Below are 22,381 nucleotides of genomic sequence, written 5' to 3'. Positions count from 1 at the left end.
GCATATAAAGAATCGATATCGTTATGATAGAGGATGTCTTATATAGGAAGATTTTTTAGTTTCAGAAGGAAAGTAACATAGGCTGTTTACATTTGCACATCTGACTGCTGTCATTCCCTTTTGCATGAAACCAAGATATGTTTCAGTGACAGCATTAGTATTAGGAAGCATGGCGCCCGATTTTGAATATGTTTTGCATTTTCGGCCGTACGGTGCCAGTGGACATATATGGTTAGGTTTTTTATTTGAACTTACCGCTTGGCGTGTTTACTGCTCATGCATTGTTAGACCTGTATTTTCAAATTTTACAAATCGGGAGTATAATAGTATCCGGAATTACAAGTGTTTTTTGGGGATATTCATTGTTTCAGCAGTATATAAAGTAAAGGAATAATCTAGTTAATTATGAATAAGAGTGTTAGGAGTAATAAGAAGATGAAAGTATGGAAAAGTATTTGTATTTTATGTAGTTCTATCGTTTTGCTCAGTGGTTGTTTTCAAAAGGAAGAAAAAAAAGAGGTAAAGAAAGAAACTATTCCAGAAACAACTGAGTATGGTGGCAAGGAATTAAAGAAAGTTGGACAGGCTGTAAAAGAAAAAGGATGGGGTACATTTAAATTAGAACAACTAAAACATGTGAATCAAACATTTGAAGTACTTCCAATGAAAATTCATGTGCAAGATGTAAAAGTTATCGCATTATCACAAATGAGTCAAGATGCAAAAGATACATTGAAGGTATATACAGCATTAACTCCAGAGGAAGTGCAGCGTAGACTTGGAGATAAAGTTAATCGAGAAGATGCTGAGTTGTACGCTTCGTTAAGTGGAAAAGATATTGCAGATAAAGTGCGCTATGTGGAAATTACATATAAGGTAGAAAATAGCGGAGATAAAGACATGCAGTTTTTCTCTATAAATGATGTCACGATTAATGGAACACAGCAATTCAATGTCCCAAAACAAAACTTCTTATATGAAGAGGATACGCTTGTAGACACGAAAAATGTTACAAAAGAAGAGTATAAGCGAGGTGAAACAAGGGAAGGGATAATTGGATTAATACTCGATGATGAGAACAAAGAGATTACCCAAATCGCATTTACAACTGATGTTCTTGTATCGAATGAAACACATGACATTGTTGCAGAACCGCAAACATTTAACATCTCACTGTCTAAGTGAGATGTTTTTTGTATAGAAAATGAACAGGAAATTTGTCAAATCAAAGCGAATGTATTATAAAGTGCAAAGGGGGAAGAAAAATGGAAAAAAGATGTTACGAATGTGGTAGTAAAGAAATAGAAAAAGGAACGATAGCACCAGACCAAAAAAACTATCTTACTTTATTTGCACAGACAGTGGCTGAGGTAGAAATTTGTAAAAAATGCGGTACTGTTATCACGATAAAAGAGGAACATCCAAGTTATCAAAATCAACAAATGGACTGAAAAAGTATACCATTTTTGAAACAAACAGCCGTTTTTATGTGCTTGAGGACTGTTTGTTTTGTTCGTTTAAATAAGTTTCTATGGCTTGTAATTGTTCAGAAATTCGAAATGCTTCTTTTTGTTCCTGAAATTGCTTTTCATTATAAGGACCAAAGCGACGATTGTTGTTCATATCAATAATCCAATAATATTCGCTCTGCTTATTTGTAATACTAGATTCTGGGTTGTTTGGGTCAGATTTTTCTTCAATTTGTTTTGCAATAATATATATATCGTCCCAAGCAATTTCTACAATTTTAGCTGGGACATATTGTGTAGCATATACAGCATCTTGTGTTGGGAAAAGTTCAAATGCATTTTTGGAAGTTTTTATTAGTTCATATTCGTCATTGATGGTGTAAGCTGAATGGCTATTAGAGTTTGTTGTGCAACCAGTCAATAATATAATGGCGATTACGGTCATCAATCGCTTCAATATGAGGCCCTCCTTATAAAATGCTTGTTGTAAACACATTGTACAAGAAAAGGAAGAGAAACGCCAATATATGAGTTATTTACAATGGTTTTTAGAAATGGTACTATGAGACAGGTAAAGTAGGATACAAAGGAGTCGACATAAAATGAAGTTAAAGATGCATCGTCCAGCGGTGGTAATGAATCGCATAGGTGCTTCCATTATCGATATGTTTCTAATCTCGGTGATGTATGGGGCGGTTGTGGCAATTGTAACGGGAAATTATGGAGCCATTTTCAATCGCTTTAATATAAGCTTAGGTGATTATCGATATGATCTTGCGCTTGTTTTAATATTAATGGCTATATATTTTATTCTTGTTCCATTTATATGGAACGGTTGTACAATTGGTAAGAAAATAACCAGAATAAGACTTATATCATTAACAAGTGAAAAGTTAACAATTCAAACGATAACAATACGTTTCTTTGTATTGTTATTACCGAACATATTGCTACTTGGAATACCATCTATGTGTAATGTATACATGATGTTGTTCCGTCATGATAATTGTGGTTTCCATGATATAATTATGAAAACGAAAGTGATGAGCCTTGTTTAAAGAATAATAGAATAGAAAGATAAATGGTTATATTTTGTAGTTCTTCCTTTTTGAGTGACAATATGTTATTCAAAAAGGAAGAAATTTAAGAGATGTAAAAAAATTCTATACACTTTTAAAATTTTTACAAAATTCGATCAATTTAATTGATATAATGGAGTTCATATAGGGCGGACATCTCCTATATAGTACCCTCCATATTGATGTCGGATATGTTAGAAAGTAAGCGAAGGCAAACTTTTTAACATATCCTATTTTTTTGTACATTAGATTGAAAATTAAGAAAATGATATAATAAATGAAACAATCGTGTTATATAACAAAGGGGTGATCAAAATGACGGGCAGTAGCTTGCTTTTTTGGGTGATACTTATTTTTATCGGTCTAGCTTTTGATCAATATAACAGTAAGAAAAAAGAGAAAACAAAAAGGTGAACGCATACAAGTGGTAATGTTGACTTTTCCTGCTTGCAGAGCTAAAGGCGAAAGGAGTATACTGAATGACGGTAAGACTTATAGAAGGGGTAATGACGATGAAGCTTGCAGGAAAAGTTGCCGTTGTAACTGGCGGTGGCATCGGTATTGGACGTAGTACAGCTCTTTTGTTGGCAGAACAAGGTGCAAAAGTAATTGTGACGGATATTGATCAGGAAAATGGACAAGCAACAGCGGAGAAAATTGTAGAATTAGGTGGAGAGGCGCTTTTTGTAACCCATGATATGGCGAAACAAAGAGATTGGCAACGTGTTATCGAAGTAGCTATTGACGCTTATAATCGTATTGATGTGCTCTTTAACAATGCTGGATTATATAAAATAGATTCTAATTTTTCACGTCAACAAGAGAACGATTCCAATATACTTTGTATTAATGACGTTTGGATAGAAATAAAGCAATTGACGTCATCTTTTATGAAACAGCAAGAAGAAGTGACACTAACTGATTTACCTGTTTTTGGTATTTTTAGTGCCGAAGAACGGTCATTTCATGCAGCAGGAACCCTAATATAATAATAGAAAACCGCCCCAAAAATATATGCGGACGGTTTTCTTGTATCTGTTTGAGGTGAAGAAAAGCGATATTTTAGCGAATACGTTTTTCTGTTTTACTATCAAAGAAATGTGCCTTGTTCATATCGAATGCAAGTTTGATTTGATCACCATGTGAAAAGGTATGTCTTGCATCAACACGGGCTGCAAAATCTTGATTTCCAAGTTTCATATATAAAATAGATTCTGCACCTAATAGTTCGGCAACTACAATTTGAGTTGTAAATGTTGTGCCTTGTGAAGCCTCTAAAAATAGAAGTTCATCATGGATATCTTCTGGACGTATTCCTAAGACAATTTCTTGATTCACATAGCCTTGTTCACGTAATAATTTCATTTTGCCTTCAGATACTTTGATAGTTATTTTATCATCTATAACAAAGTCTTGTTCTGTTAATTTACCACGGAAGAAATTCATTGCAGGTGAGCCGATAAATCCACCAACGAAAATGTTTTCAGGTGTTTCATATACTTCTTTTGGTGAACCTATTTGCTGGATTTTTCCATCTTTCATAACGACAAGGCGTGAAGCCATTGTCATCGCTTCTGTTTGATCATGTGTTACATAAATTGTTGTTGTTCCAAGCCGTTGATGTAGTTTAGAAATTTCTGAGCGCATTGCTACACGTAATTTTGCATCTAGATTTGATAACGGCTCGTCCATTAAGAAAACTTTTGCGTCACGGACAATCGCACGACCTAACGCAACACGTTGACGCTGTCCGCCAGATAATGCTTTTGGTTTTCGGTTTAAATACTCCGAAAGCCCTAAAATTTGCGCTGCGTCTTTTACACGGCGATCAATTTCGTCTTTTGGGATTTTACGAAGCTTTAATCCAAATGCCATGTTATCGTAAACGCTCATATGTGGATAGAGAGCATAGTTTTGAAAGACCATTGCGATATCGCGATCTTTGGGAGGAACATCATTCATTACTTTACCATCAATAGAAAATTCCCCTTTTGAAATATCTTCAAGTCCAGCTACCATTCGTAATGTCGTCGATTTTCCACATCCGGATGGACCAACGAAAACAATGAACTCTTTATCTTGAATGTGTAAATTGAAGTTTGTTACTGCTGTTACGTTATTATCATAAATTTTATAAATATTTTCTAACTTTAGTTCTGCCATGACTTTTCCTCCTAGAAAAATTATGCAAACGTTTTCTTTGAATTTATTATAAACGAATGTTTTTGAAAAATAAATAAAAATGATACAAAAAAATAAAACGTTTTCATGAATAGAGTAAAATATTTAATAAATAAAGCCTTTTATCTATGTAAACTGACTAAATGAAAAGAGAAAAATGTAAGCGCTATTTTCAATTCTTATAAAATCTGCTATCATTCATTAATGAAAACGTTTGCACCTGAGATTTTTTGATAAGAAAAATGAAATGGGGTAGCATGATGAGAAAACAATGGTGGAAAGAAAGTGTTGTATATCAAATTTATCCACGTAGTTTTATGGATAGTAATGGTGATGGGATTGGTGACCTTCGTGGAATAATTTCAAAGCTTGATTATTTACAGGAACTAGGTATAGATGTTATTTGGCTATCACCAGTCTATGAATCTCCAAATGATGATAATGGCTATGATATTAGCGATTATCGAAAGATTATGGATGAGTTTGGAACAATGAACGATTGGGACGAATTATTAAACGAAATGCATAAACGTAATATGAAATTAATGATGGATTTAGTTGTTAACCATACTTCTGATGAACATAATTGGTTTATCGAATCTCGCAAGTCAAAAGATAACCCGTATCGAGATTACTATATTTGGCGCCCTGGTACAGAGGGAAAAGAGCCAAATAATTGGGGAGCAGCTTTTAGTGGATCTGCTTGGCAGTATGATGAAGCGACAGATGAATATTATTTACACTTATTCTCTAAAAAGCAACCTGATTTAAATTGGGATAATGAAGTGGTACGAAAAGACGTTTATGAAATGATGGAGTTTTGGCTTGAAAAAGGAATTGATGGTTTCCGTATGGATGTGATTAACTTTATTTCTAAAACAGAGGGATTACCAACTGTGAAAACAGACAAAGAAGGTTATGTTTCAGGCCATCAATACTTTATGAATGGACCGAACATTCACACGTACTTACATGAAATGAATGAGAAGGTATTGTCAAAATACGATGTTATGACAGTTGGTGAAATGCCAGGTGTAACAACAGAGGAAGCTAAACTTTATACAGCAGAAGAACGTCAAGAATTACAAATGGTATTTCAGTTTGAACATATGGATTTAGATTCTGGAGAAGGGGGGAAATGGGACGTAAAGCCGTGTTCACTCCTTACGTTAAAGCAGAATTTGACAAAATGGCAGAAAGCTTTAGAACAAACGGGATGGAATAGTCTGTATTGGAATAATCATGATCAGCCTCGTGTGGTCTCTCGCTTTGGTAATGATAAAGCATATCGCATAGAATCAGCGAAAATGTTAGCGACGGTACTTCATATGATGAAAGGCACTCCTTATATTTACCAAGGAGAAGAAATTGGGATGACAAATGTTCACTTTGATTCGATTGATAAGTACCGAGATATTGAAACGCTGAATATGTACCGTGAAAAAGTAATAGAGAGTGGTGAAGATGAAGAACAAGTAATGCAATCGATTTATATAAAAGGGCGAGATAATGCGAGAACACCCATGCAGTGGAATGCAACAGAATACGCTGGATTTACTACCGGGGAACCATGGATTGGATTAAACCCTAATTATAAAGAAATCAATGTAGAACAAGCATTACAAGATTCAAACTCTATTTTTTATTACTACAAGAAATTGATTGAGCTTCGTAAAAAACATGAAATCATTGTGTATGGTACATATGATTTGATCTTAGAGGATCATCCATCTGTTTTTGCTTATATAAGAAAATGGAAAGATGAAGAATTACTGGTGATTGCGAACTTTACTGAGGATGAGTGTGTATTTAAAATACCGAAAGAGATAGCTTATAATAGTTCAGAATTATTAATACACAATTATGATGTGCAAGATGAAATAATTGAGAGTATTGATTTACGGCCATATGAAGCGAGAGTGTATAAATTAAGATAATGAACAACACCCCTTTTAATTCGCATATTAAACATGCAAATTAAAGGGGTGTTGTTCATTTGTTACCTTTTTCCACCGCGAGGTATATATTCTTACGTGTCTCTTCCATTTTATGTGATATGCAATCTATGGGGAATTTGGATTTTGATTTATAAGCCTCGGCAGCCTCAATTACAACATTTACTATATACTGGATTTGTCGCATTCAGTATCTCAATTTGCAGCTTTATAGCTGTTCAAAAGTTGGCATACGAATTCGTAGAGCTAGAGTCACCTTTATTTTTTATCTTATCGCTTATAGCATATGGTTTTGTTGTTTATAAATCCGTGTTATTCTGGATTAAATATTTTACAGCCCGCTTAAGGAAGATAACAGATCAAGATGTAAAAATTCCTAAAATCGTATTTTTTTCAGGTTTAGGTTATATGATTGGTCAAGTTGGTATTGGGTTTTGAGCCAAAAATCTATGGCGATCGTACTGATCATTCTTTCTTCATTTTTTTCAGTTGCTTTCTTGTCTCTAAGTACACATTTGTATTTTTATTTTGATTTCAAAAAACAATTCATGGCTTCAAGGCATATCAACATACCACAGTCTCAAAAGAAACCTAAACTTTCAAGAAAGGAAAAAAGACAATGAATTCACAACTTCACCCTATAGGCTGAAGGCACAAAGAAACTTATGATTTTCGGACGTAAACAACAAGTGGAGACAGATAATGTGAAAAATTTGATCAAGCCTTTATTTCGTAAAATCCCGATTGATCAGAACTAATAGTCAGTGGGGGATGAAGAAGCCCTCACTGATTAAAATTTCACTCTATATTTTACCATTTCAAAATTGAAAATCCATATGATGGAAGTGTAACCTGTAATGAGTTTGCCTCTGCAGAAAATTCTTCATTTGTATATAGGTTGACGATTTTTTTACTAGAGATATCAAAAGGTATAGGGGCGGATATTTCATTGTTTGTTGGATTTAAAACAATGAAGATTGTTTCTTCTCCATATGTCTTCGTATAAGAAATATAACCCTGTTCATCATTTGCTTCAATGAATTGAAATGCCCCATGGCTACCAAATGCTTTGTATTGTTTCCGTAATGAAATTAATGTTTGTATATGCTTAAATAATGCTTTATCTTGCTTATCCTCATCCCAAATCATACATTTTCGGCACTCAGGATCCATTCCGCCGTCCATGCCGATTTCATCACCATAATAAATGCATGGGGAACCGATGAAAGAAAGGTGGAATATATATAGTAATTTTACTTTATCTTTATTTTCACTACAGGTTGTTAAAATTCTCGGTGTATCATGACTGTCTAATAGATGAAAAGCAGCTTCGTTTACGTTCATGGAATAGGAGTGAAGAGAAGTTGTAATTTGTTCCATAAATTCACTTGCCCCAATTGTTTCGTTTGCAAAATAAGAATGTAGGGCATTGGTGACAGGATAGCTCATAACGGCATCGAATTGATCACCTTGTAACCATGGCAGAGCATCGTGCCAAATTTCTCCTAAAATATAGACCTCAGGGTTAATTGCTTTTACTTCACTACGAAATTCTCTCCAAAAGTTATGATCGACTTCATTTGCTACATCGAGGCGCCAGCCATCAATGTGAAATTCCCGTACCCAATAACGTCCTACCTCGAGTAAATACTCTTTTACATCTGGATGGGCAGTATTTAATTTTGGCATATAGGGTGTAAATGCAAAGGTATCGTAGTTCGGAAGTGGCTCTGTCACGATTGGAAACTCATGAATATGAAACCAGTTGATATAGCGAGATTGCTCACCTTTTTCTAGCACATCTTGAAATTTATCAAAAAAGTACCCACTATGGTTAAAAACGGCGTCTAGCATGACTTTTATACCACGTTCGTGGCAGGCGATAACTAATTTTTTGAAAGTTTCCTTCGTCCCAAATTGCGGATCAATTTCCATGTAGTCAATTGTGTCATATTTATGATTCGAGTGTGCTGCAAAGATAGGAGTAAAGTAAATTCCAGAAATACCGAGTTCTACAAGATAATCAAGCCGTTGAATGATTCCGGCAAAATCTCCTCCAAAAAAATTAGTAGGTGTTGGATCAGTACTCGCCCAAGGTAGTGTATCTACTGGATTACATGTAGGATCCCCATTAGCAAATCGTTCAGGGAAAATTTGATACCAGACTGTATCTTTTATCCATGAAGGTGCTTTAAAAACATCCTGTTGATGAATAAATGGAAAGCAAAAAAAGTTGCCCACATCACCATTAGGTGTTTCATGGAAAAAGCCACGTTCTGTATAGATGATCGTTTCCGTATTATTTTTTAGTTCAAACCCATATCGTAAGCGCTTAAATTTCGGTTTGATTGAAATGAACCAGTAATCAAATAAATCTGTTGATCCACTTTTTTTCATTGGCATGTTTGCTGTGATCCATTTCCCATCTTGCCATTCATAAGGATCACCATGAATAAATGAGACGATATCCACATCATTTTTTTTGGTACGCAATCGAATATGAAGCGTTTCTTCATCATAAGCGTATGCGTAATTGTCTTTTGGTCTATGATATATTGCTTCTTTAAACATATAGAAAATCCCCCTTTGATATCTCTATAAATAAAAACATATTGCAAACGATTGCTTTTGTTACAATTTTAATATTGCTTATAAGGGTAGTATTCATTTCATATAAAGTCAATCGAAAGAAAGAATAATGTCATAAATTTTTTTGAAAAATACAGAAATAAAATATTTGCAAAATATATAAAAGAATGTATAATGGGAGACAAATAGCGCAAACGTTTTCATAGATTGGAAGATTGTTTGCGCTTCTATTAAACTAGTTAGTGCAAACGTTTTCATTTGTTGGGTCAGTACATATAATTTAGGGAGGTTTTTAGGGTGAAGAAAGCATTATCATTATTAACAATTTCAACGTTGGCGATCGGTATGTTATCGGCATGTGGTCCGAAAGATTCAGGGAAAAAGGAAGCGAGCAAGGAGAAGAAAGATTATGATCTGCTTGTTTGGGAAGATGAGAAAAAGGGTGTCGGGTTAGATCCAGCAGTGAAAAGTTTTGAAAAGAAATATAATGTGAAAGTAAAAGTTGTAGAGGTTCAGATGACGAAACAAGTAGAAAAACTTCGTCTCGACGGTCCAGCTGGTACAGGGCCAGATGTTGTAACACTGCCTCATGATCATATTGGTAATGCGGTAACAGAAGGGCTACTTTCAGAAGTAAAAGTGGATGATACTGTGAAAAATAAATTTACAGATTTATCAATACAGGCACAAACATACGATGGGAAAATGTACGGTTTACCAAAAGCAATTGAAACACCAATCTTTATTTATAATAAAAAGTTAATGCCAAAAGCACCAGAAACAATGGATGAGCTTTTTAATTTCTCAAAAGACTTTACGAAAGATGGAAAGTATGGATTTTTAGCATTAGGGGATAACTTCTATTTTGCGAATGCATTCATGGCAGGTATGGGCGGTTATGTATTTGGTGAAAAAGATGGAAAACCGAATCCGAAAGATATTGGATTAAATAATAGTGGTGCGGTACAAGGTGCTGAATATATTCAAAAATGGTATAAAGAAAAATTATTCCCAAAAGGAATTATTGGAGAATCTGGTGGGGCAGCTGCAGATGGATTGTTTAATGAAGGAAAAGCGGCATCTATGATGAATGGTCCATGGGCATTCCAAGCGATGGAAAAAGCAGGCATTGATTATGGGGTAGCACCGATGCCAAAATTACCAAACGGTCAACCGATGAAAACTTTTGTGGGTGTAAAAGGATGGCATGTAACTAGCTTTTCCAAACAGAATGATTTAGCAACAAAATTTACAGAGTGGGTAACAAATGAAGAGAACGCAAAAATCCGTTTTGAAAAAACGAAAGAAATTCCTCCTGTTAAATCAGTAATGGAAGATCCAATTATTAAAGAAAATGAAGCTGCAAAAGCGGTGGCAGTTCAATCAGAGAATGGTATTCCGATGCCGAATATTCCAGAAATGCAAGAAGTTTGGAAACCAGCTGGAGATGCGCTTCAATTAGTTGCAGCAAATAAACAAGAATCGAAAGCAGCACTTGATGAAGCTGTAAAACAAATTAAAGGAAACATTGAAGCAAATCATAGTAAGAAAAAATAAGATGGGATTCGTATCTCTCGTAAAAGGGAGATACGGATTCTCTTCCTTCCAAGGGGAAGAAAAAAGGGGGAAGAAATATGCAAACATCCATTGAACCAGCACAGGAAGTGAACGGTTCAAAACACCGCAAAACAGCCGCGATGTTGTCAATTATTCCAGGTATTGGTCAAATATATAATAAACAATATCTAAAAGGTCTTATCTTTCTTGTATTAACAGGTTCATTTGTGGTAGCATTCGCTGATTTATTAAATATAGGATTGTGGGGAATTGTTACGCTCGGTACAGAAGTTCCTCGGGATCACTCTATTTTTCTATTAGTGAAAGGGATTTTAGCACTAATTGTTATTGCATTTGGATTAGGTATATATGCTTTTAATTTATATGATGCCTATCAAAATGGAAAAAAGCGTGATGTAGGAATACCTTTAAATTCTGTGAAAGAGCAATATCGTAATTTATTAGATCAAGGTTTTCCGTATTTAATGGTTTCACCAGGATTTCTGCTATTAATCTTTGTTGTTGTATTTCCAATCATTTTTGTTATCTTAATTGGATTTACAAACTATGACTTATATCATTCCCCTCCTGCAAAATTGGTAGAGTGGGTTGGATTCAAAAACTTTATTGATATTTTTACATTACCAATGTGGAGAGACACGCTTTTAAGTGTATTCTCTTGGACTGTGATTTGGACATTCGTCGCGACTACTTTACAAGTAGCCCTTGGGATTTTCTTAGCAATATTAGTGAATCAGCCTGGTATTAAAGGAAAAGCAGTAATTCGTACGATTTTTATTTTACCGTGGGCTGTTCCAGCATTCGTATCCATTCTTGTCTTTGCAGGTATGTTTAATGAATCATTTGGAGCAATTAACAATCAAGTGTTAGCTTTATTTGGAATCGAAAAGATTGCTTGGATGACAGATCCATTTTGGGCGAAATGTGCTTTGATATTTATCCAAACATGGCTTGGTTTCCCATTTATTTTTGCAATGACCACAGGGATATTGCAATCGATTCCAGGGGAATTATATGAAGCAGCTACAGTAGACGGGGCAACGGCATGGCAACAATTTCGAAAAATTACATTGCCGCTTGTTCTATATGCAACAGCTCCAATCTTAATTACACAATATACGTTTAACTTTAATAACTTCAGTATTATTTATCTGTTTAATAGCGGGGGACCTGCTGTGTCTGGGCAAAATGCAGGAGGAACAGATATTTTAATTTCATGGATTTATAAATTAACGATGACATCAGCACAATATGGAAAAGCAGCGGCACTTACGATGATTTTATCGTTAATCGTTATTTCAGTTGCATTATGGCAATTTAAGAGAACAAAATCATTCCAAGAAGAGGATATGATGTAAATGAATATAAAACGACAAAAGATGTTACGTCTCTCATTAAGTTATTTTGTAATTTTCATAATGTGTGTCATTATTTTTTATCCATTATTGTGGATTGTTGGTTCATCGTTTAATCCAGGAGATAGTTTATCAGGATCAAGTATTATTCCGAAAAATGCAACGTTAGATCATTACCGAAAGTTATTAGATCTTTCACAAAGCAATTATTTACTTTGGTATAAAAATACACTCAAAGTAAGTGTTTTAACGATGATTTTCTCTGTACTATCCATTAGTTTTACAGCTTATGCATTTTCAAGATATCGTTTTGTTGGAAGAAAGAATGGTTTGTTAACATTTTTAATCTTGCAAATGATTCCCAACTTTGCAGCTTTGATTGCACTCTATGTATTAGCACAATTAACAGGATTAATTGATACACATCTTGCATTAATTTTAATTTATGTCGGCGGAGCAATTCCAATGAATACGTGGCTTATGAAAGGGTATTTTGATACGATTCCAAAAGAGTTGGATGAGTCAGCACGTATGGATGGGGCAGGACACTTCCGTATTTTTTGGCAAATTATTATGCCGCTTGCAAAACCAATTGTGGCAGTAGTAGCTTTATTTACCTTTATCGGTCCGTTTACAGATTTTATTTTAGCGAGCATCATTTTACGCACACCGGAAAACTATACGTTAGCGGTTGGATTATATGAAATGGTCGCGAAAAAATTTGGTAATGAATTTACAACATTTGCAGCTGGCTCTGTATTAATTGCAATACCGATTTCTATTTTATTCTTATCATTGCAAAAATATTTTATTTCAGGCTTAACAGCTGGAGGTACGAAAGGATGAGGATGGGACATTATGTCCCATTTCTCTTTTTTTAGGAGAAATTCGGGTTCATATGACATCGTAAGGGGAAAGATGTGAAAAAAATAGTATATTATAGTATAGGAAAATAAGCCTGTATCCCTTACAATACATGAAGAGGGAGAATATTAGTTTACATTAATATAATTTTTTTTGAGAAATGAAATAAAGTAATGGTAGCTTTCGTTTTCTCCTAATATCTGTGGAATACAGAATAATAATAGATATGAATGAAGAATAAGAAGAGAGGAGGAGATTTAATGACAGTTACAATTAAAGATGTAGCAAAAAAGGCAAATGTTGCACCATCTACTGTGTCTCGTGTAATTGCTGATAATCCAAGTATAAGTGAAAAAACTAAGCGTCGTGTTCGTAAAGTAATGAGCGAGTTAGGGTATCATCCTAATTTAAATGCGAGAAACCTTGCGAATCAAACGACAAAAACAATTGGTCTTGTTATGCCAAGTTCTGCAAGTAAGGCATTTCAAAATCCATTTTTCCCAGAAGTAATTCGAGGGATAAGTTCCTTTGCACATGTTGAAGGTTATGCGCTGTATATGTCAACTGGTGAAACAGAAGAGGAAATTTTTAATGGTGTTGTGAAGATGGTACAGGGGCGTCAAATCGGTGGAATTATTCTTCTCTATTCACGTGAAAACGATCGTATTATTCAATATTTACATGAACAAAATTTCCCATTTGTTTTAATTGGAAAGCCGTACGAAAGAAAAGATGAAATTACATATGTAGATAATAATAACTATACAGCTGCAAGAGAAGTAGCGGAATATTTAATTTCACTAGGACATAAACAAATAGCGTTTATTGGCGGCGGCTCTGATTTACTTGTTACAAAGGATCGTTTAGCTGGAATGAGCGATGCATTAAAATTAGCAGACATCGTGTTGCCAAATGAATATATTTTACATTTTGATTTTTCAAGAGAGAGTGGTCAACAAGCTGTAGAAGAATTAATGGGTCTTGAAAAGCCACCAACAGCAATTATGGCAACAGACGACTTAATTGCCCTTGGGGTACTGAGTGCACTTGCGAAAAAAGGAGTTGCTGTACCGAAAGATGTTTCTATTGTGAGTTTTAACAATGCTTTATTATCTGAAATAGCGAGTCCGCCGCTCACAACGGTTGATGTAAATATTTATCAATTAGGGTATGAAGCTGCAAAAGCGTTAGTTGATAAGGTGGAGCATTCTGAGTCCACTTCAAAATGCATTATTATTCCGCATAAATTACTGAAACGTCAGACTTGTGATCATTATGCGTAAAAAGCTAAGAGTGTTATCTCTTAGCTTTTTGTTTTAAAAATCTTTCTAAACGATCACAGCCTTCTTTCAGTGTTTCCATGCTATAAGCGTATGAAAGACGGAGATACCCTTCGCCATACTCTGAAAATGCCGTTCCTGGAACAACTGCGAGCCCAGCTTCTTTGACAAGATCAATAGCAAAATCAAATGATGAAGATGTAAGATTTCCAACGTATGGGAATAAATAAAAGGCACCCGTTGGTTTTTCAACAGTTAAACCCATTTGAATCAGTCTGTTGTATACGTAATCACGGCGTTTTTTATATTGATGACGCATCATTCGCGGTGCATCTTTTGCTGCTGTTAACGCTTCAATTGCAGCATATTGTGAGATTGAAGTTGCACATGTAACGTTGTATTGATGGACTTTTAAAATATGCTGTGCTAAATAGCTTGGAGCAAATAAAAGACCGATGCGCCAACCTGTCATTGAATGTGATTTTGCTAGTCCGTTAATAACAATTGTTTTATCACGCATTTCTGGAAAATGAGCAATGGATATATGATTATCTTCATATACAAGCTCACTATAGATTTCATCTGAAAGAACGAAAATATTTTTATTTTTTAAAACAGATACAATATCTGTTAGTTCTTCTTTTGACAGTGTAACACCAGTTGGATTAGAAGGATAAGGTAAAACGATACATCTTGTTTGATCTGTAATTGCTTTTTGAATCGCTTCTGCTGTTAAACGAAATCCAGTTTCTCGAACATCTACAAACACAGGTGTTGCGCCGCATAGTCTAATAATAGGTTCATAGCCTGGGTAAATAGGGGCAGGTAAAATAACTTCTGTTCCAGGTTCTAAAATAGTACGGAACGTAACATCAATCGCTTCACTAGCACCGATTGTAACGATGGTTTCGTTTTCAGGTGAATAGTGTAAATCGTAATTTTCATTTAGAAAATGACAAGCTGCTTTGCGTAAATCTAATAGGCCAGCGTTGTGTGTGTAGCTTGTATGATTTTCTGTAATCGCTCGTTTTGCAGCTTCTTTTACTAAAGAAGGCGTTGGGAAATCTGGTTGTCCAATTGTTAAAGAAATGAGATTATCATAGTTTTGAATCATATTAGAGAATTGACGAATACCAGAAATTTGGATATCCTTCACTCTAGGGTTAATGAATTGTTCCATTTTGTCTCCCTTTCTTCTGTTTGCAAAATTTCTTTTATTTTATCATAAATTTTATATTTTCGCTTTAGAGTGCATAAAAAAAGCCGCTTAAAGCGACTTTTTAGTACCCATATTCCCAATCTATTTCATCTTCATTCCAAAGAACTGAAGATACTTTTCCAAGGTATACAACAGATTCATTTACAGCGCATGTGCAATTTTCTTCACCAGCTTTATCTTGCAATTCTTCGTATACTGATTTCTCCACATTTTCGAGAACAACCAAATTTTCCTCTTTTAGAACAAGCGTAGTTCCTGCCATATTTATCTTCCTCCTACTAAAATAATGATTACTTATTTATAAACATAGATAGTATGGATTATATGCTACATGTTGTTATAGTTGTCCGTTTATTGGACTATTTTTGTTTTATTCTTTAACCCGTATTCATTGTATACTGCATCATGGTAGTTTGGTACAGGGTTTACAATCATTTCGGAAAGTTGTAACATTTCTTAACGTTTATTCACAAATGATTTACAAATGTGTTAAGAAAAATCTAAATTTTAAAACAAAAGTGACTGTAAAATGATATAATCATATCAAAATACATGTAGAGGATGAAAGGGTATGGAGCTAATCCGTGACTTAATGATCCAAGTTGCTATCATTATTCTGCCACTGTTTTTATATGAAGCGATTCGTCTAAATCGCTATCAAGATATGCTTCCAAAGCCCAATCGCTACTTTATTATGTTTTTATCTAGTATTACGCTTGTTCTTTCTGTGACGTATCCGATTTGCTTTGGTGATTTGTGTGGTTATAATTTCTATCCGATTCCAATTATTAGTGCTTTTTTGTATGGTGGGATTGCAGGGGTTATCCCAGCTTTTATCTTTGTTATATACGAATGGTTTTTGAATGGTTTACAGTGGTTTCGGATAATAGAAGTTTTATGTATTGCGATTATTCCTTTATTATTATCAAAAAAGTGGTCTGTTTTCCCAAGAGAGAAAAAACTCATTTTAGCTCTTATTATTTCATCTTTGTACGCTCTGATCAGTTTAGCATGTAGTATGTTTGGAATTTTACTGAGAGTAGGCTTTACGCCACCTATGTCGCATTTATATAGTGGATACATATTTGCTTCCCTTATTATGGTTATGACAATGGTATTTCAAGTGTATTTAACAGAGTATTTAAACGAAAATGCATTGTTACGTACAGAAATGCAAAAATCTGAAAAACTAAACATTGTAAGTGAGCTAGCGGCAAGTGTAGCGCATGAAGTTCGAAATCCACTTACAGTTGTTCGTGGTTTTATTCAGCTATTAGAGAGTACAGAAGATATGAAGAATAAAGAATATATGCGTCTTGTACTAGCTGAGCTTGATCGGGCTGAACAAATTATTTCAGATTACTTAAATTTAGCTAGGCCGCAAATTGAAAAAAAGGAACGTATATGTTTATCAGCGCAACTCATAGAAATGACTACTTTAATGTCTTCATTTGCGGCTATGCAGGGCGTTTATTTACAAGTTGAAATTTCTGAGAACCTCTATACAATTGGCGATAAGACAAAGTTAAAACAAGCAATTATGAATATCGTTAAAAATGGAATCGAAGCAATTCAAGAAAACAAAGGGTATTTAAAAGTAACCGCCATTCAAAAAGATAGTGTCATTATGGTACGAGTAAAAGATAGTGGCGTTGGAATGACGAAGGAACAGTTAGCTAGGCTTGGACAACCATATTATTCATTAAAAGAAAAAGGAACAGGCCTAGGACTTATGGTTACTTTTAGTATTTTACAAGCACATAATGGTACGCTGGAATATAAAAGTGAGAGTGGAAAAGGAACAGAAGCAATTATTACATTACCAGCAGCTAGAAATAAGGAATGAAAGTTACCGATAGAAGGTAACTTTTTTATTTATCATAAGCTCAAGTGAAAAAACGAAATAACCCCATTCTTTTTAGTTGAGAGAATCCAGCCATGCATAGAGGTGGTCACTTTTTCTTCTTTGCATGAGTGACTTATATGTCGAAAAGCTAAAATGGATTTATATACGTAAAAGTGAAAGGAGTGTAAAGTTTCTACCTTGATGATGGAAAGCTAACGACGAATGTTGTACTTTATTCATTTGTTTTTTCTGGCTTGACTCGAATAAATAAATTTTTAAATGATTGAAATAAACCTTGCTCCTTTGAGGCGGCGATGAGCCGTTTTGTTTCTTGAATTTCACGAATGACTTGCATAAGCTGTGCATCTCGATTGTTATCTTTATTGTAAACATGATTGACAAGTTTGTTCATTTTTTCTTCTTGTTTTGATTCCCGCTTATACATATGATTCATTAATAAGTCCATTTTTTCTTTTTGCAAGGCATCTGTTTGAGCTGCATGATCAATAAGCTCTTGCAGCATTTCTCCCTGCTGGTCTTCTTTTACATAAACTTGTTGCATTAATTCATCTAGTTTTTCATCTTTTAAGCGGTTTTGTGTGATTAAGGTGGAGTTTTGATGAATAATTGCTTCATTTAATTGAGCAAGCATATCGAGTTTTAACATAAATTCTTCAAAATTTCGGCCCTCTTCTTTCGCGTGTACCTCTTGATTTTGTTTTACTATTGGTACAGGTGGACTGTCTTTTTCTTTTAAAATAATTGGAATGGTTTCTGTAATATCTTCTTGTAAAGTGGCTGCTCGTTCATGAATTAATTTTAAAAGCTTCAAATCATCCATTTTATATATACGAGCATCAGCGGTTTTGGTAATCATATAACCGTGTTGTTCTAAAAGTTGACTATATTTTCGAACTATGTGTTTCGGGATTCCTGTTTTATTTGTAACATCCTTCGTTTTATATGTTGCTTCCATGACATTTCCTCCCCAAAAAGTATCGTATGTACAAATTCCATTTTTTATTTGGACTTCCTTTGAAAAAGAATGTCGGAAGCCTAGAAGTTTTCTACATGATTAGCGAAAAGTTGCATAAAAATGAATGTTTTTGGCGTAAAGGAGAGGAAGGGATAAAATAATGTCTGAAAACATATAGGGAGGATGTTTGATATAATAACCTAGGAAAAGAAATTGGATCGAAAAACGGAGGTACATCTATGAAACAAATAAAAGGTATTATCATTTCAATTATTGCGATTCTTTCTATTTTGGTTGCTGTATATGAAGTATTTTCACCTACAGAATCAAAGAGCAAGAAAGAAGTTACATATGATCAAGTTTTAGAATTTCCAAAAGAACGCTATCCCGAGACAGGGAAACATATTGCAGATGCGATCAAAGCAGGACATTCTAAAGTGTGTACGATTGATCGAAATGGTGCAGCTGATAGAAGAAAGTTGTCTCTAGCTCCATATCCAGCAAAAAAAGGATATGATCGTGATGAATGGCCAATGGCAATGTGTAAAGAAGGAGGAAAAGATGCACATATTGAATATATTAGTCCAGCTGATAATAGAGGGGCTGGTTCTTGGGTTGGAAATAAGTTAGACAAATATCCGGATGGTACTCGTGTGAAATTTGTAGTGAAGTAGTAGGCGAATGTAAGGAGATTTTACTTAAAGTCAATAGTAGAAGGAAGATGACGCTTGTGGAATTAACAATTTCCTATTCACAATTAATCGTGATGAATTATGATGGGGAACAGCCTTATGTAGAGTGGACGAATGAAGCTTTTGAGAGAGGATACGTCGAAGCAGAAGGTGTAGTTATTTTTGAGGCAATTTCTGATTATACGTGTGAAATAGAAGTATCTGTAGGAAAGCACATTGAAAAAGAAGGGGTAATAAAAACGATATCAGCACCGTTTACGGTAGGGAATGAGGGTGTTTTTATAAGCAGCATTCTTTCAAACACTTTACATATTCCTATTTCGCAAGGTGAATATGTGTTAGTGATGCAAGCCATACCGCTTGAGAAATCAACGGATGATGAATTGTACAAGATACAATATGAATTGTTTTTCGAAGAGAAAGAGTGAAAAAGCCACGGCATCGTGGCTTTTTCTTTATGCGTTTGTTGTTAAAAGGGAACGAGCTTCTTTCGCAGCTTGAACCATATGCTCTAAGGCAGGTATAACTTCTTCTGTTCTTCTTGTTTTTAAACCACAATCTGGGTTAATCCAGAAGTATTTTGGATCACATACTTTTAAGGATTGTTCTACAATGGTATACATTTCATCTTTACTTGGAACACGAGGGCTATGAATATCATAAACACCTAAACCGATTCCTTTTTCATATGTTGTATGTTCTAATGTATGAATGAACTCCCCATGGCTTCTTGATGTTTCGATAGAAATAACATCAGCATCTAAAGCACGAATCGCGTCAACGATATCTTCAAAGTTACTGTAGCACATATGTGTATGAATTTGTGTTTCGTTCGCTACAGAAGAAGTCGCTAAAAGGAATGATTGAACAGCCCATGTAATGTATGCATCCCAATTTTTTTCCTTTAATGGCATCCCTTCGCGAAGTGCTGGCTCATCGACTTGGATAATGTGAATACCAGAAGATTCAAGTAATTCAATTTCATGGCGAAGTGCCAATGCAATTTGATAAGAAACTTCCTTTCGGGAAATATCATTTCGAACGAATGACCAGTTTAGAATTGTTACTGGGCCTGTTAACATACCTTTTACAACTTTATTTGTAAGGCTTTGTGCGTATGCAGTTTCTTTAATTGTCATCCCATCAATAAAGGCAACGTCACCATAGATTACAGGTGGTTTTACGCAACGGGAACCGTATGATTGTACCCAGCCGTTTTTAGTGAAAGAGAAACCAGCAAGTCGTTCGCCGAAGTATTCCACCATATCTGTTCGTTCAAATTCACCGTGAACGAGCACATCAAGTCCAATTTCTTCTTGATAACGAATCCATTTTGCAGTTTCTTTTTCAATAAATTGTTCATATTGTTCATTTGTAATATCACCGCTTCGCCATTGTTTACGCGTTTGACGAACTTCAGTAGTTTGCGGGAAGCTACCGATTGTTGTTGTTGGAAGTATCGGTAATTGTAAAGCTTCTTGTTGCAAAGCATAACGTTGTTCAAATGGAAGAGGACGAGAGAAGTCTTCTTCTTTAAGAGTTGCACGTGCTGTTTTTACATCTTCACGATTACGCGCAGCTGAAGAACGTATAGCTTCATGGGCGCTACGGTAAGTAGCTAATTCAGTACTAACACTTTCCACACCTTCAGAAATTGCACGTTTAATAAGCGTAAGTTCTTCTAGCTTTTGATTTGCAAATGCAAGAGCACCAAATAATTCTGCTGATAAGTGTGTTTCTTCCGTTTTATCAATTGGAGTATGCAATAAGCTACACGAAGGTTGAATAATCCATTCTTTTGGTGTAACACGGTCCTGTAATGTTTTAAATAAAGAAAGAATGTCATCAAGATCAGCTCTCCAAATGTTACGGCCATCTATACAACCGAATGCTAAGATTTTGTCGGTTGGGAAGCCGTGCTCTAGAATAGCTCTTACATTGCCTTCTTTACCATGAACAAAGTCCAATCCAATGCCGGATACAGGGAATGTAATAATTTCTTTATAGTTTTCTTCTACGCTATCAAAATAAGTTTGTAGAATAAGAGATACATGTGGTGCTTCTTTGTGAATTGTTTCATAAAGTTCTTTTGCTTCTACAATTTCTGCTTTAGTTAAAGATGCAAAAATCGGTTCATCAATTTGTACGAAGCGTGCGCCAGCTTCATGTAATTCAGTTAATAGTTGTACATAAGGTGCAACTAGTTGATTTAGAATAGTAGCAAATTGATCTTCTTTATATCCTTTTGCTAATTTTAAAAATGTATAAGGTCCTAATATAACTGGTTTGCCGTCAATACCTAATTCTTGTTTTGCTTCCTCGTATAAACGAAGCGGTCGATTGTCTTTTAAAGAAATATCTAATCCTTCTTCATATTCAGGAACAATATAATGATAGTTTGTATTAAACCATTTTGTCATTTCAGAAGCAACGTGATCTTTAGAGCCGCGTGCCATTGCAAAATATACATCAAGATACGAAGAAAACTCAGAAAAACGTGATGGAATAAAGCCAAGCATGTAGGCTGTGTCCAGCACATGATCATAATATGTAAAGTCGCCGATTGGAATTAAATCGATTCCTTTTTCTTGTTGAACTTTGACATGTTGAAGACGAAGTTCTTTCATGGTTGTTGAAAATTGCTGCTCATCGATCTTATTTGACCAAAAAGCTTCCAACGTTTTTTTCCATTCTCGGTGTAATCCAATGCGTGGATACCCTAAATTACTTGTTTGAATTGCCATTTAAATTTCCTCCCTAATTGAAAGTAAGCACTTCCGTTTACTCGGAAATGCATGTGACGAAAAGTATAAAGGTACAGAAAATAACCCTTTCTTCTCGTTTCTAACACCTAATCATCATCCGTGAGTCTATCAGTGTTGTTAAAATAGGCAGGTCTCCTGGCTTATGCTTTATACGATTTCTTTCACCTTCCCGTTTTCACAGTGGTATAGGAAAGAATTCTCTGCACTTACAGTGGCGGGACCGCGTTGGAATTTCACCAAGCTTCCCTTTTAAACACGAAATAAGAAATTCCATGTACCTATTTTCCTTTTGAAAGGAATTTAACAAGCAAATATGATATTGAAACAAATTCTAACATAATTTTTCGAATCTTGTCTACTGTTTTGAAATAAGAATATTTTAAAGTTTTAAATTATTGTTTTCCTAAATATTGTGAATAATAAGGTGTATAATGGGAGTGCTTTTTACAAAAATATGTTTAATACAAGGAGTTGTAAGAAGAGGAATGGGTTGGAAGATATATACCCGAGGATAAAATAAAAAACTGCTTATA

20 protein-coding genes, 2 pseudogenes and 1 riboswitch are annotated in these 22,381 nt (G+C 34.8%); of the genes and pseudogenes, 15 read left to right on the top strand and 7 right to left on the bottom strand.

All coding sequences use genetic code 11. The features are described 5' to 3' along the window. Window positions 1-124: 124 nt before the first annotated feature. From QRY57_RS19890 to QRY57_RS19880, 3 genes and pseudogenes are all read left to right on the top strand, one after another. Window positions 125-311, top strand: a pseudogene (locus QRY57_RS19890) (DUF4184 family protein); the annotation flags it as partial. Between the two features lie 124 nt (window positions 312-435). Next, window positions 436-1,185 (top strand): hypothetical protein, encoded by a 750-nt coding sequence (locus tag QRY57_RS19885; RefSeq protein ID WP_026590139.1) that lies wholly within the window; start codon window positions 436-438, stop codon window positions 1,183-1,185. A gap of 80 nt (window positions 1,186-1,265) precedes the next feature. After that, window positions 1,266-1,451, top strand: a complete 186-nt coding sequence (locus QRY57_RS19880) for a hypothetical protein (RefSeq protein ID WP_026590140.1) — start codon at window positions 1,266-1,268, stop codon at window positions 1,449-1,451. A gap of 34 nt (window positions 1,452-1,485) precedes the next feature. On the opposite strand, the gene QRY57_RS19875 is transcribed toward QRY57_RS19880, so the two are convergent. Beyond that, entirely contained in the window at window positions 1,486-1,914 is a 429-nt protein-coding gene (locus QRY57_RS19875; protein WP_372440495.1) for a DUF3997 domain-containing protein, read from the bottom strand. A 157-nt stretch (window positions 1,915-2,071) separates the two neighbouring features. Between QRY57_RS19875 and QRY57_RS19870 the strand changes: the two genes are divergently transcribed. The 3 genes from QRY57_RS19870 (at window position 2,072) to QRY57_RS19865 (ending at window position 3,537) form a co-directional block, all read left to right on the top strand. After that, window positions 2,072-2,527 carry an RDD family protein gene (locus QRY57_RS19870; RefSeq protein ID WP_286015927.1) on the top strand — a complete coding sequence of 152 codons (456 nt, stop codon included), beginning with the start codon at window positions 2,072-2,074 and terminating at the stop codon, window positions 2,525-2,527. A 336-nt stretch (window positions 2,528-2,863) separates the two neighbouring features. After that, the gene (locus QRY57_RS27230; protein ID WP_026590143.1) at window positions 2,864-2,962 is read left to right on the top strand and encodes a hypothetical protein; all 99 of its coding nucleotides are present in this window, start codon (window positions 2,864-2,866) and stop codon (window positions 2,960-2,962) included. A 65-nt stretch (window positions 2,963-3,027) separates the two neighbouring features. After that, a complete protein-coding gene (locus tag QRY57_RS19865) occupies window positions 3,028-3,537 on the top strand; it encodes an SDR family NAD(P)-dependent oxidoreductase (RefSeq protein WP_286015926.1) in 510 nt (169 codons plus the stop codon). Window positions 3,538-3,610: 73 nt separating this feature from the next. On the opposite strand, the gene QRY57_RS19860 is transcribed toward QRY57_RS19865, so the two are convergent. Continuing rightward, window positions 3,611-4,711 carry an ABC transporter ATP-binding protein gene (locus QRY57_RS19860; RefSeq protein WP_286015925.1) on the bottom strand — a complete coding sequence of 367 codons (1,101 nt, stop codon included), beginning with the start codon at window positions 4,709-4,711 and terminating at the stop codon, window positions 3,611-3,613. A 278-nt stretch (window positions 4,712-4,989) separates the two neighbouring features. On the opposite strand from QRY57_RS19860, the gene QRY57_RS19855 reads away from it, so the two are divergent. Together QRY57_RS19855 and QRY57_RS19850 are read left to right on the top strand one after the other, a co-directional pair. Continuing rightward, a complete protein-coding gene (locus QRY57_RS19855; RefSeq protein WP_286017910.1) occupies window positions 4,990-6,666 on the top strand; it encodes a glycoside hydrolase family 13 protein in 1,677 nt (558 codons plus the stop codon). Between the two features lie 33 nt (window positions 6,667-6,699). Beyond that, a pseudogene (locus QRY57_RS19850) lies at window positions 6,700-7,304 on the top strand (hypothetical protein); the annotation flags it as partial. A 190-nt stretch (window positions 7,305-7,494) separates the two neighbouring features. Here QRY57_RS19850 and QRY57_RS19845 read toward each other — a convergent pair. Next, window positions 7,495-9,255, bottom strand: coding sequence for an alpha-glycosidase (locus QRY57_RS19845; RefSeq protein WP_286015924.1), 1,761 nt, complete (start codon window positions 9,253-9,255; stop codon window positions 7,495-7,497). A 315-nt stretch (window positions 9,256-9,570) separates the two neighbouring features. On the opposite strand from QRY57_RS19845, the gene QRY57_RS19840 reads away from it, so the two are divergent. The 4 genes from QRY57_RS19840 to malR all read left to right on the top strand — a co-directional run bounded on the left by QRY57_RS19840 (window position 9,571) and on the right by malR (window position 14,353). Continuing rightward, complete coding sequence (locus tag QRY57_RS19840) at window positions 9,571-10,830, top strand: extracellular solute-binding protein (RefSeq protein ID WP_286015923.1); 1,260 nt, start codon at window positions 9,571-9,573, stop codon at window positions 10,828-10,830. A gap of 77 nt (window positions 10,831-10,907) precedes the next feature. Then, window positions 10,908-12,209 carry a carbohydrate ABC transporter permease gene (locus QRY57_RS19835; protein WP_026590149.1) on the top strand — a complete coding sequence of 434 codons (1,302 nt, stop codon included), beginning with the start codon at window positions 10,908-10,910 and terminating at the stop codon, window positions 12,207-12,209. Next, window positions 12,210-13,052: a maltosaccharide ABC transporter permease MalD gene (gene malD, locus QRY57_RS19830; RefSeq protein ID WP_026590150.1), complete on the top strand. Its 843-nt coding sequence runs from the start codon at window positions 12,210-12,212 to the stop codon at window positions 13,050-13,052. Between the two features lie 278 nt (window positions 13,053-13,330). Then, the gene (gene malR, locus QRY57_RS19825; protein WP_026590151.1) at window positions 13,331-14,353 is read left to right on the top strand and encodes a maltose operon transcriptional repressor MalR; all 1,023 of its coding nucleotides are present in this window, start codon (window positions 13,331-13,333) and stop codon (window positions 14,351-14,353) included. A gap of 13 nt (window positions 14,354-14,366) precedes the next feature. Here malR and QRY57_RS19820 read toward each other — a convergent pair whose 3' ends face one another. Next, entirely contained in the window at window positions 14,367-15,530 is a 1,164-nt protein-coding gene (locus QRY57_RS19820) for an aminotransferase A (protein WP_286015922.1), read from the bottom strand. A gap of 100 nt (window positions 15,531-15,630) precedes the next feature. Beyond that, complete coding sequence (locus QRY57_RS19815; RefSeq protein WP_026590153.1) at window positions 15,631-15,831, bottom strand: hypothetical protein; 201 nt, start codon at window positions 15,829-15,831, stop codon at window positions 15,631-15,633. Between the two features lie 309 nt (window positions 15,832-16,140). On the opposite strand from QRY57_RS19815, the gene QRY57_RS19810 reads away from it, so the two are divergent. Beyond that, window positions 16,141-17,415 (top strand): sensor histidine kinase, encoded by a 1,275-nt coding sequence (locus tag QRY57_RS19810; RefSeq protein WP_026590154.1) that lies wholly within the window; start codon window positions 16,141-16,143, stop codon window positions 17,413-17,415. A 232-nt stretch (window positions 17,416-17,647) separates the two neighbouring features. Here the strand turns inward: QRY57_RS19810 and QRY57_RS19805 are convergent, their stop codons facing one another. Then, a complete protein-coding gene (locus QRY57_RS19805) occupies window positions 17,648-18,391 on the bottom strand; it encodes a DUF3967 domain-containing protein (RefSeq protein WP_026590155.1) in 744 nt (247 codons plus the stop codon). A gap of 239 nt (window positions 18,392-18,630) precedes the next feature. Here QRY57_RS19805 and nucA point away from each other — a divergent pair, with 239 nt between their 5' ends. Continuing rightward, entirely contained in the window at window positions 18,631-19,065 is a 435-nt protein-coding gene (gene nucA / locus QRY57_RS19800; RefSeq protein ID WP_286015921.1) for a DNA-entry nuclease, read from the top strand. 56 nt (window positions 19,066-19,121) lie between these two features. Further along, entirely contained in the window at window positions 19,122-19,511 is a 390-nt protein-coding gene (gene comJ, locus QRY57_RS19795; RefSeq protein WP_286015920.1) for a competence protein ComJ, read from the top strand. Window positions 19,512-19,538: 27 nt separating this feature from the next. Here comJ and metE read toward each other — a convergent pair whose 3' ends face one another. Next, entirely contained in the window at window positions 19,539-21,827 is a 2,289-nt protein-coding gene (gene metE / locus QRY57_RS19790) for a 5-methyltetrahydropteroyltriglutamate--homocysteine S-methyltransferase (protein ID WP_286015919.1), read from the bottom strand. A 129-nt stretch (window positions 21,828-21,956) separates the two neighbouring features. After that, window positions 21,957-22,145, bottom strand: a riboswitch (cobalamin riboswitch). Window positions 22,146-22,381 lie beyond the last annotated feature (236 nt).

The organism is Bacillus arachidis, assembly GCF_030285945.1.
Taxonomy (GTDB): Bacteria; Bacillota; Bacilli; order Bacillales; family Bacillaceae_G; genus Bacillus_A; species Bacillus_A arachidis.
The sequence above is the reverse complement of the archived record's forward strand: the minus strand, read 5'-3'. Positions and strand labels throughout refer to the sequence as shown.

Bases quoted from the DNA above. Each gene is read 5' to 3' on its own strand.
- QRY57_RS19835 (WP_026590149.1), top strand. From the start codon at position 10,908: ATGCAAACATCCATTGAACCAGCACAGGAAGTGAACGGTTCAAAACAC.
- QRY57_RS19865 (WP_286015926.1), top strand. From the start codon at position 3,028: ATGACGGTAAGACTTATAGAAGGGGTAATGACGATGAAGCTTGCAGGA.
- QRY57_RS19805 (WP_026590155.1), bottom strand. From the start codon at position 18,391: ATGGAAGCAACATATAAAACGAAGGATGTTACAAATAAAACAGGAATC.
- QRY57_RS19845 (WP_286015924.1), bottom strand. From the start codon at position 9,255: ATGTTTAAAGAAGCAATATATCATAGACCAAAAGACAATTACGCATAC.
- QRY57_RS19885 (WP_026590139.1), top strand. From the start codon at position 436: ATGAAAGTATGGAAAAGTATTTGTATTTTATGTAGTTCTATCGTTTTG.
- QRY57_RS19875 (WP_372440495.1), bottom strand. From the start codon at position 1,914: ATGACCGTAATCGCCATTATATTATTGACTGGTTGCACAACAAACTCT.
- QRY57_RS19860 (WP_286015925.1), bottom strand. From the start codon at position 4,711: ATGGCAGAACTAAAGTTAGAAAATATTTATAAAATTTATGATAATAAC.
- QRY57_RS19855 (WP_286017910.1), top strand. From the start codon at position 4,990: ATGAGAAAACAATGGTGGAAAGAAAGTGTTGTATATCAAATTTATCCA.
- QRY57_RS19810 (WP_026590154.1), top strand. From the start codon at position 16,141: ATGGAGCTAATCCGTGACTTAATGATCCAAGTTGCTATCATTATTCTG.
- QRY57_RS19880 (WP_026590140.1), top strand. From the start codon at position 1,266: ATGGAAAAAAGATGTTACGAATGTGGTAGTAAAGAAATAGAAAAAGGA.
- QRY57_RS19870 (WP_286015927.1), top strand. From the start codon at position 2,072: ATGAAGTTAAAGATGCATCGTCCAGCGGTGGTAATGAATCGCATAGGT.
- malD (WP_026590150.1), top strand. From the start codon at position 12,210: ATGAATATAAAACGACAAAAGATGTTACGTCTCTCATTAAGTTATTTT.
- metE (WP_286015919.1), bottom strand. From the start codon at position 21,827: ATGGCAATTCAAACAAGTAATTTAGGGTATCCACGCATTGGATTACAC.
- QRY57_RS19820 (WP_286015922.1), bottom strand. From the start codon at position 15,530: ATGGAACAATTCATTAACCCTAGAGTGAAGGATATCCAAATTTCTGGT.
- QRY57_RS19815 (WP_026590153.1), bottom strand. From the start codon at position 15,831: ATGGCAGGAACTACGCTTGTTCTAAAAGAGGAAAATTTGGTTGTTCTC.
- nucA (WP_286015921.1), top strand. From the start codon at position 18,631: ATGAAACAAATAAAAGGTATTATCATTTCAATTATTGCGATTCTTTCT.
- QRY57_RS27230 (WP_026590143.1), top strand. From the start codon at position 2,864: ATGACGGGCAGTAGCTTGCTTTTTTGGGTGATACTTATTTTTATCGGT.
- malR (WP_026590151.1), top strand. From the start codon at position 13,331: ATGACAGTTACAATTAAAGATGTAGCAAAAAAGGCAAATGTTGCACCA.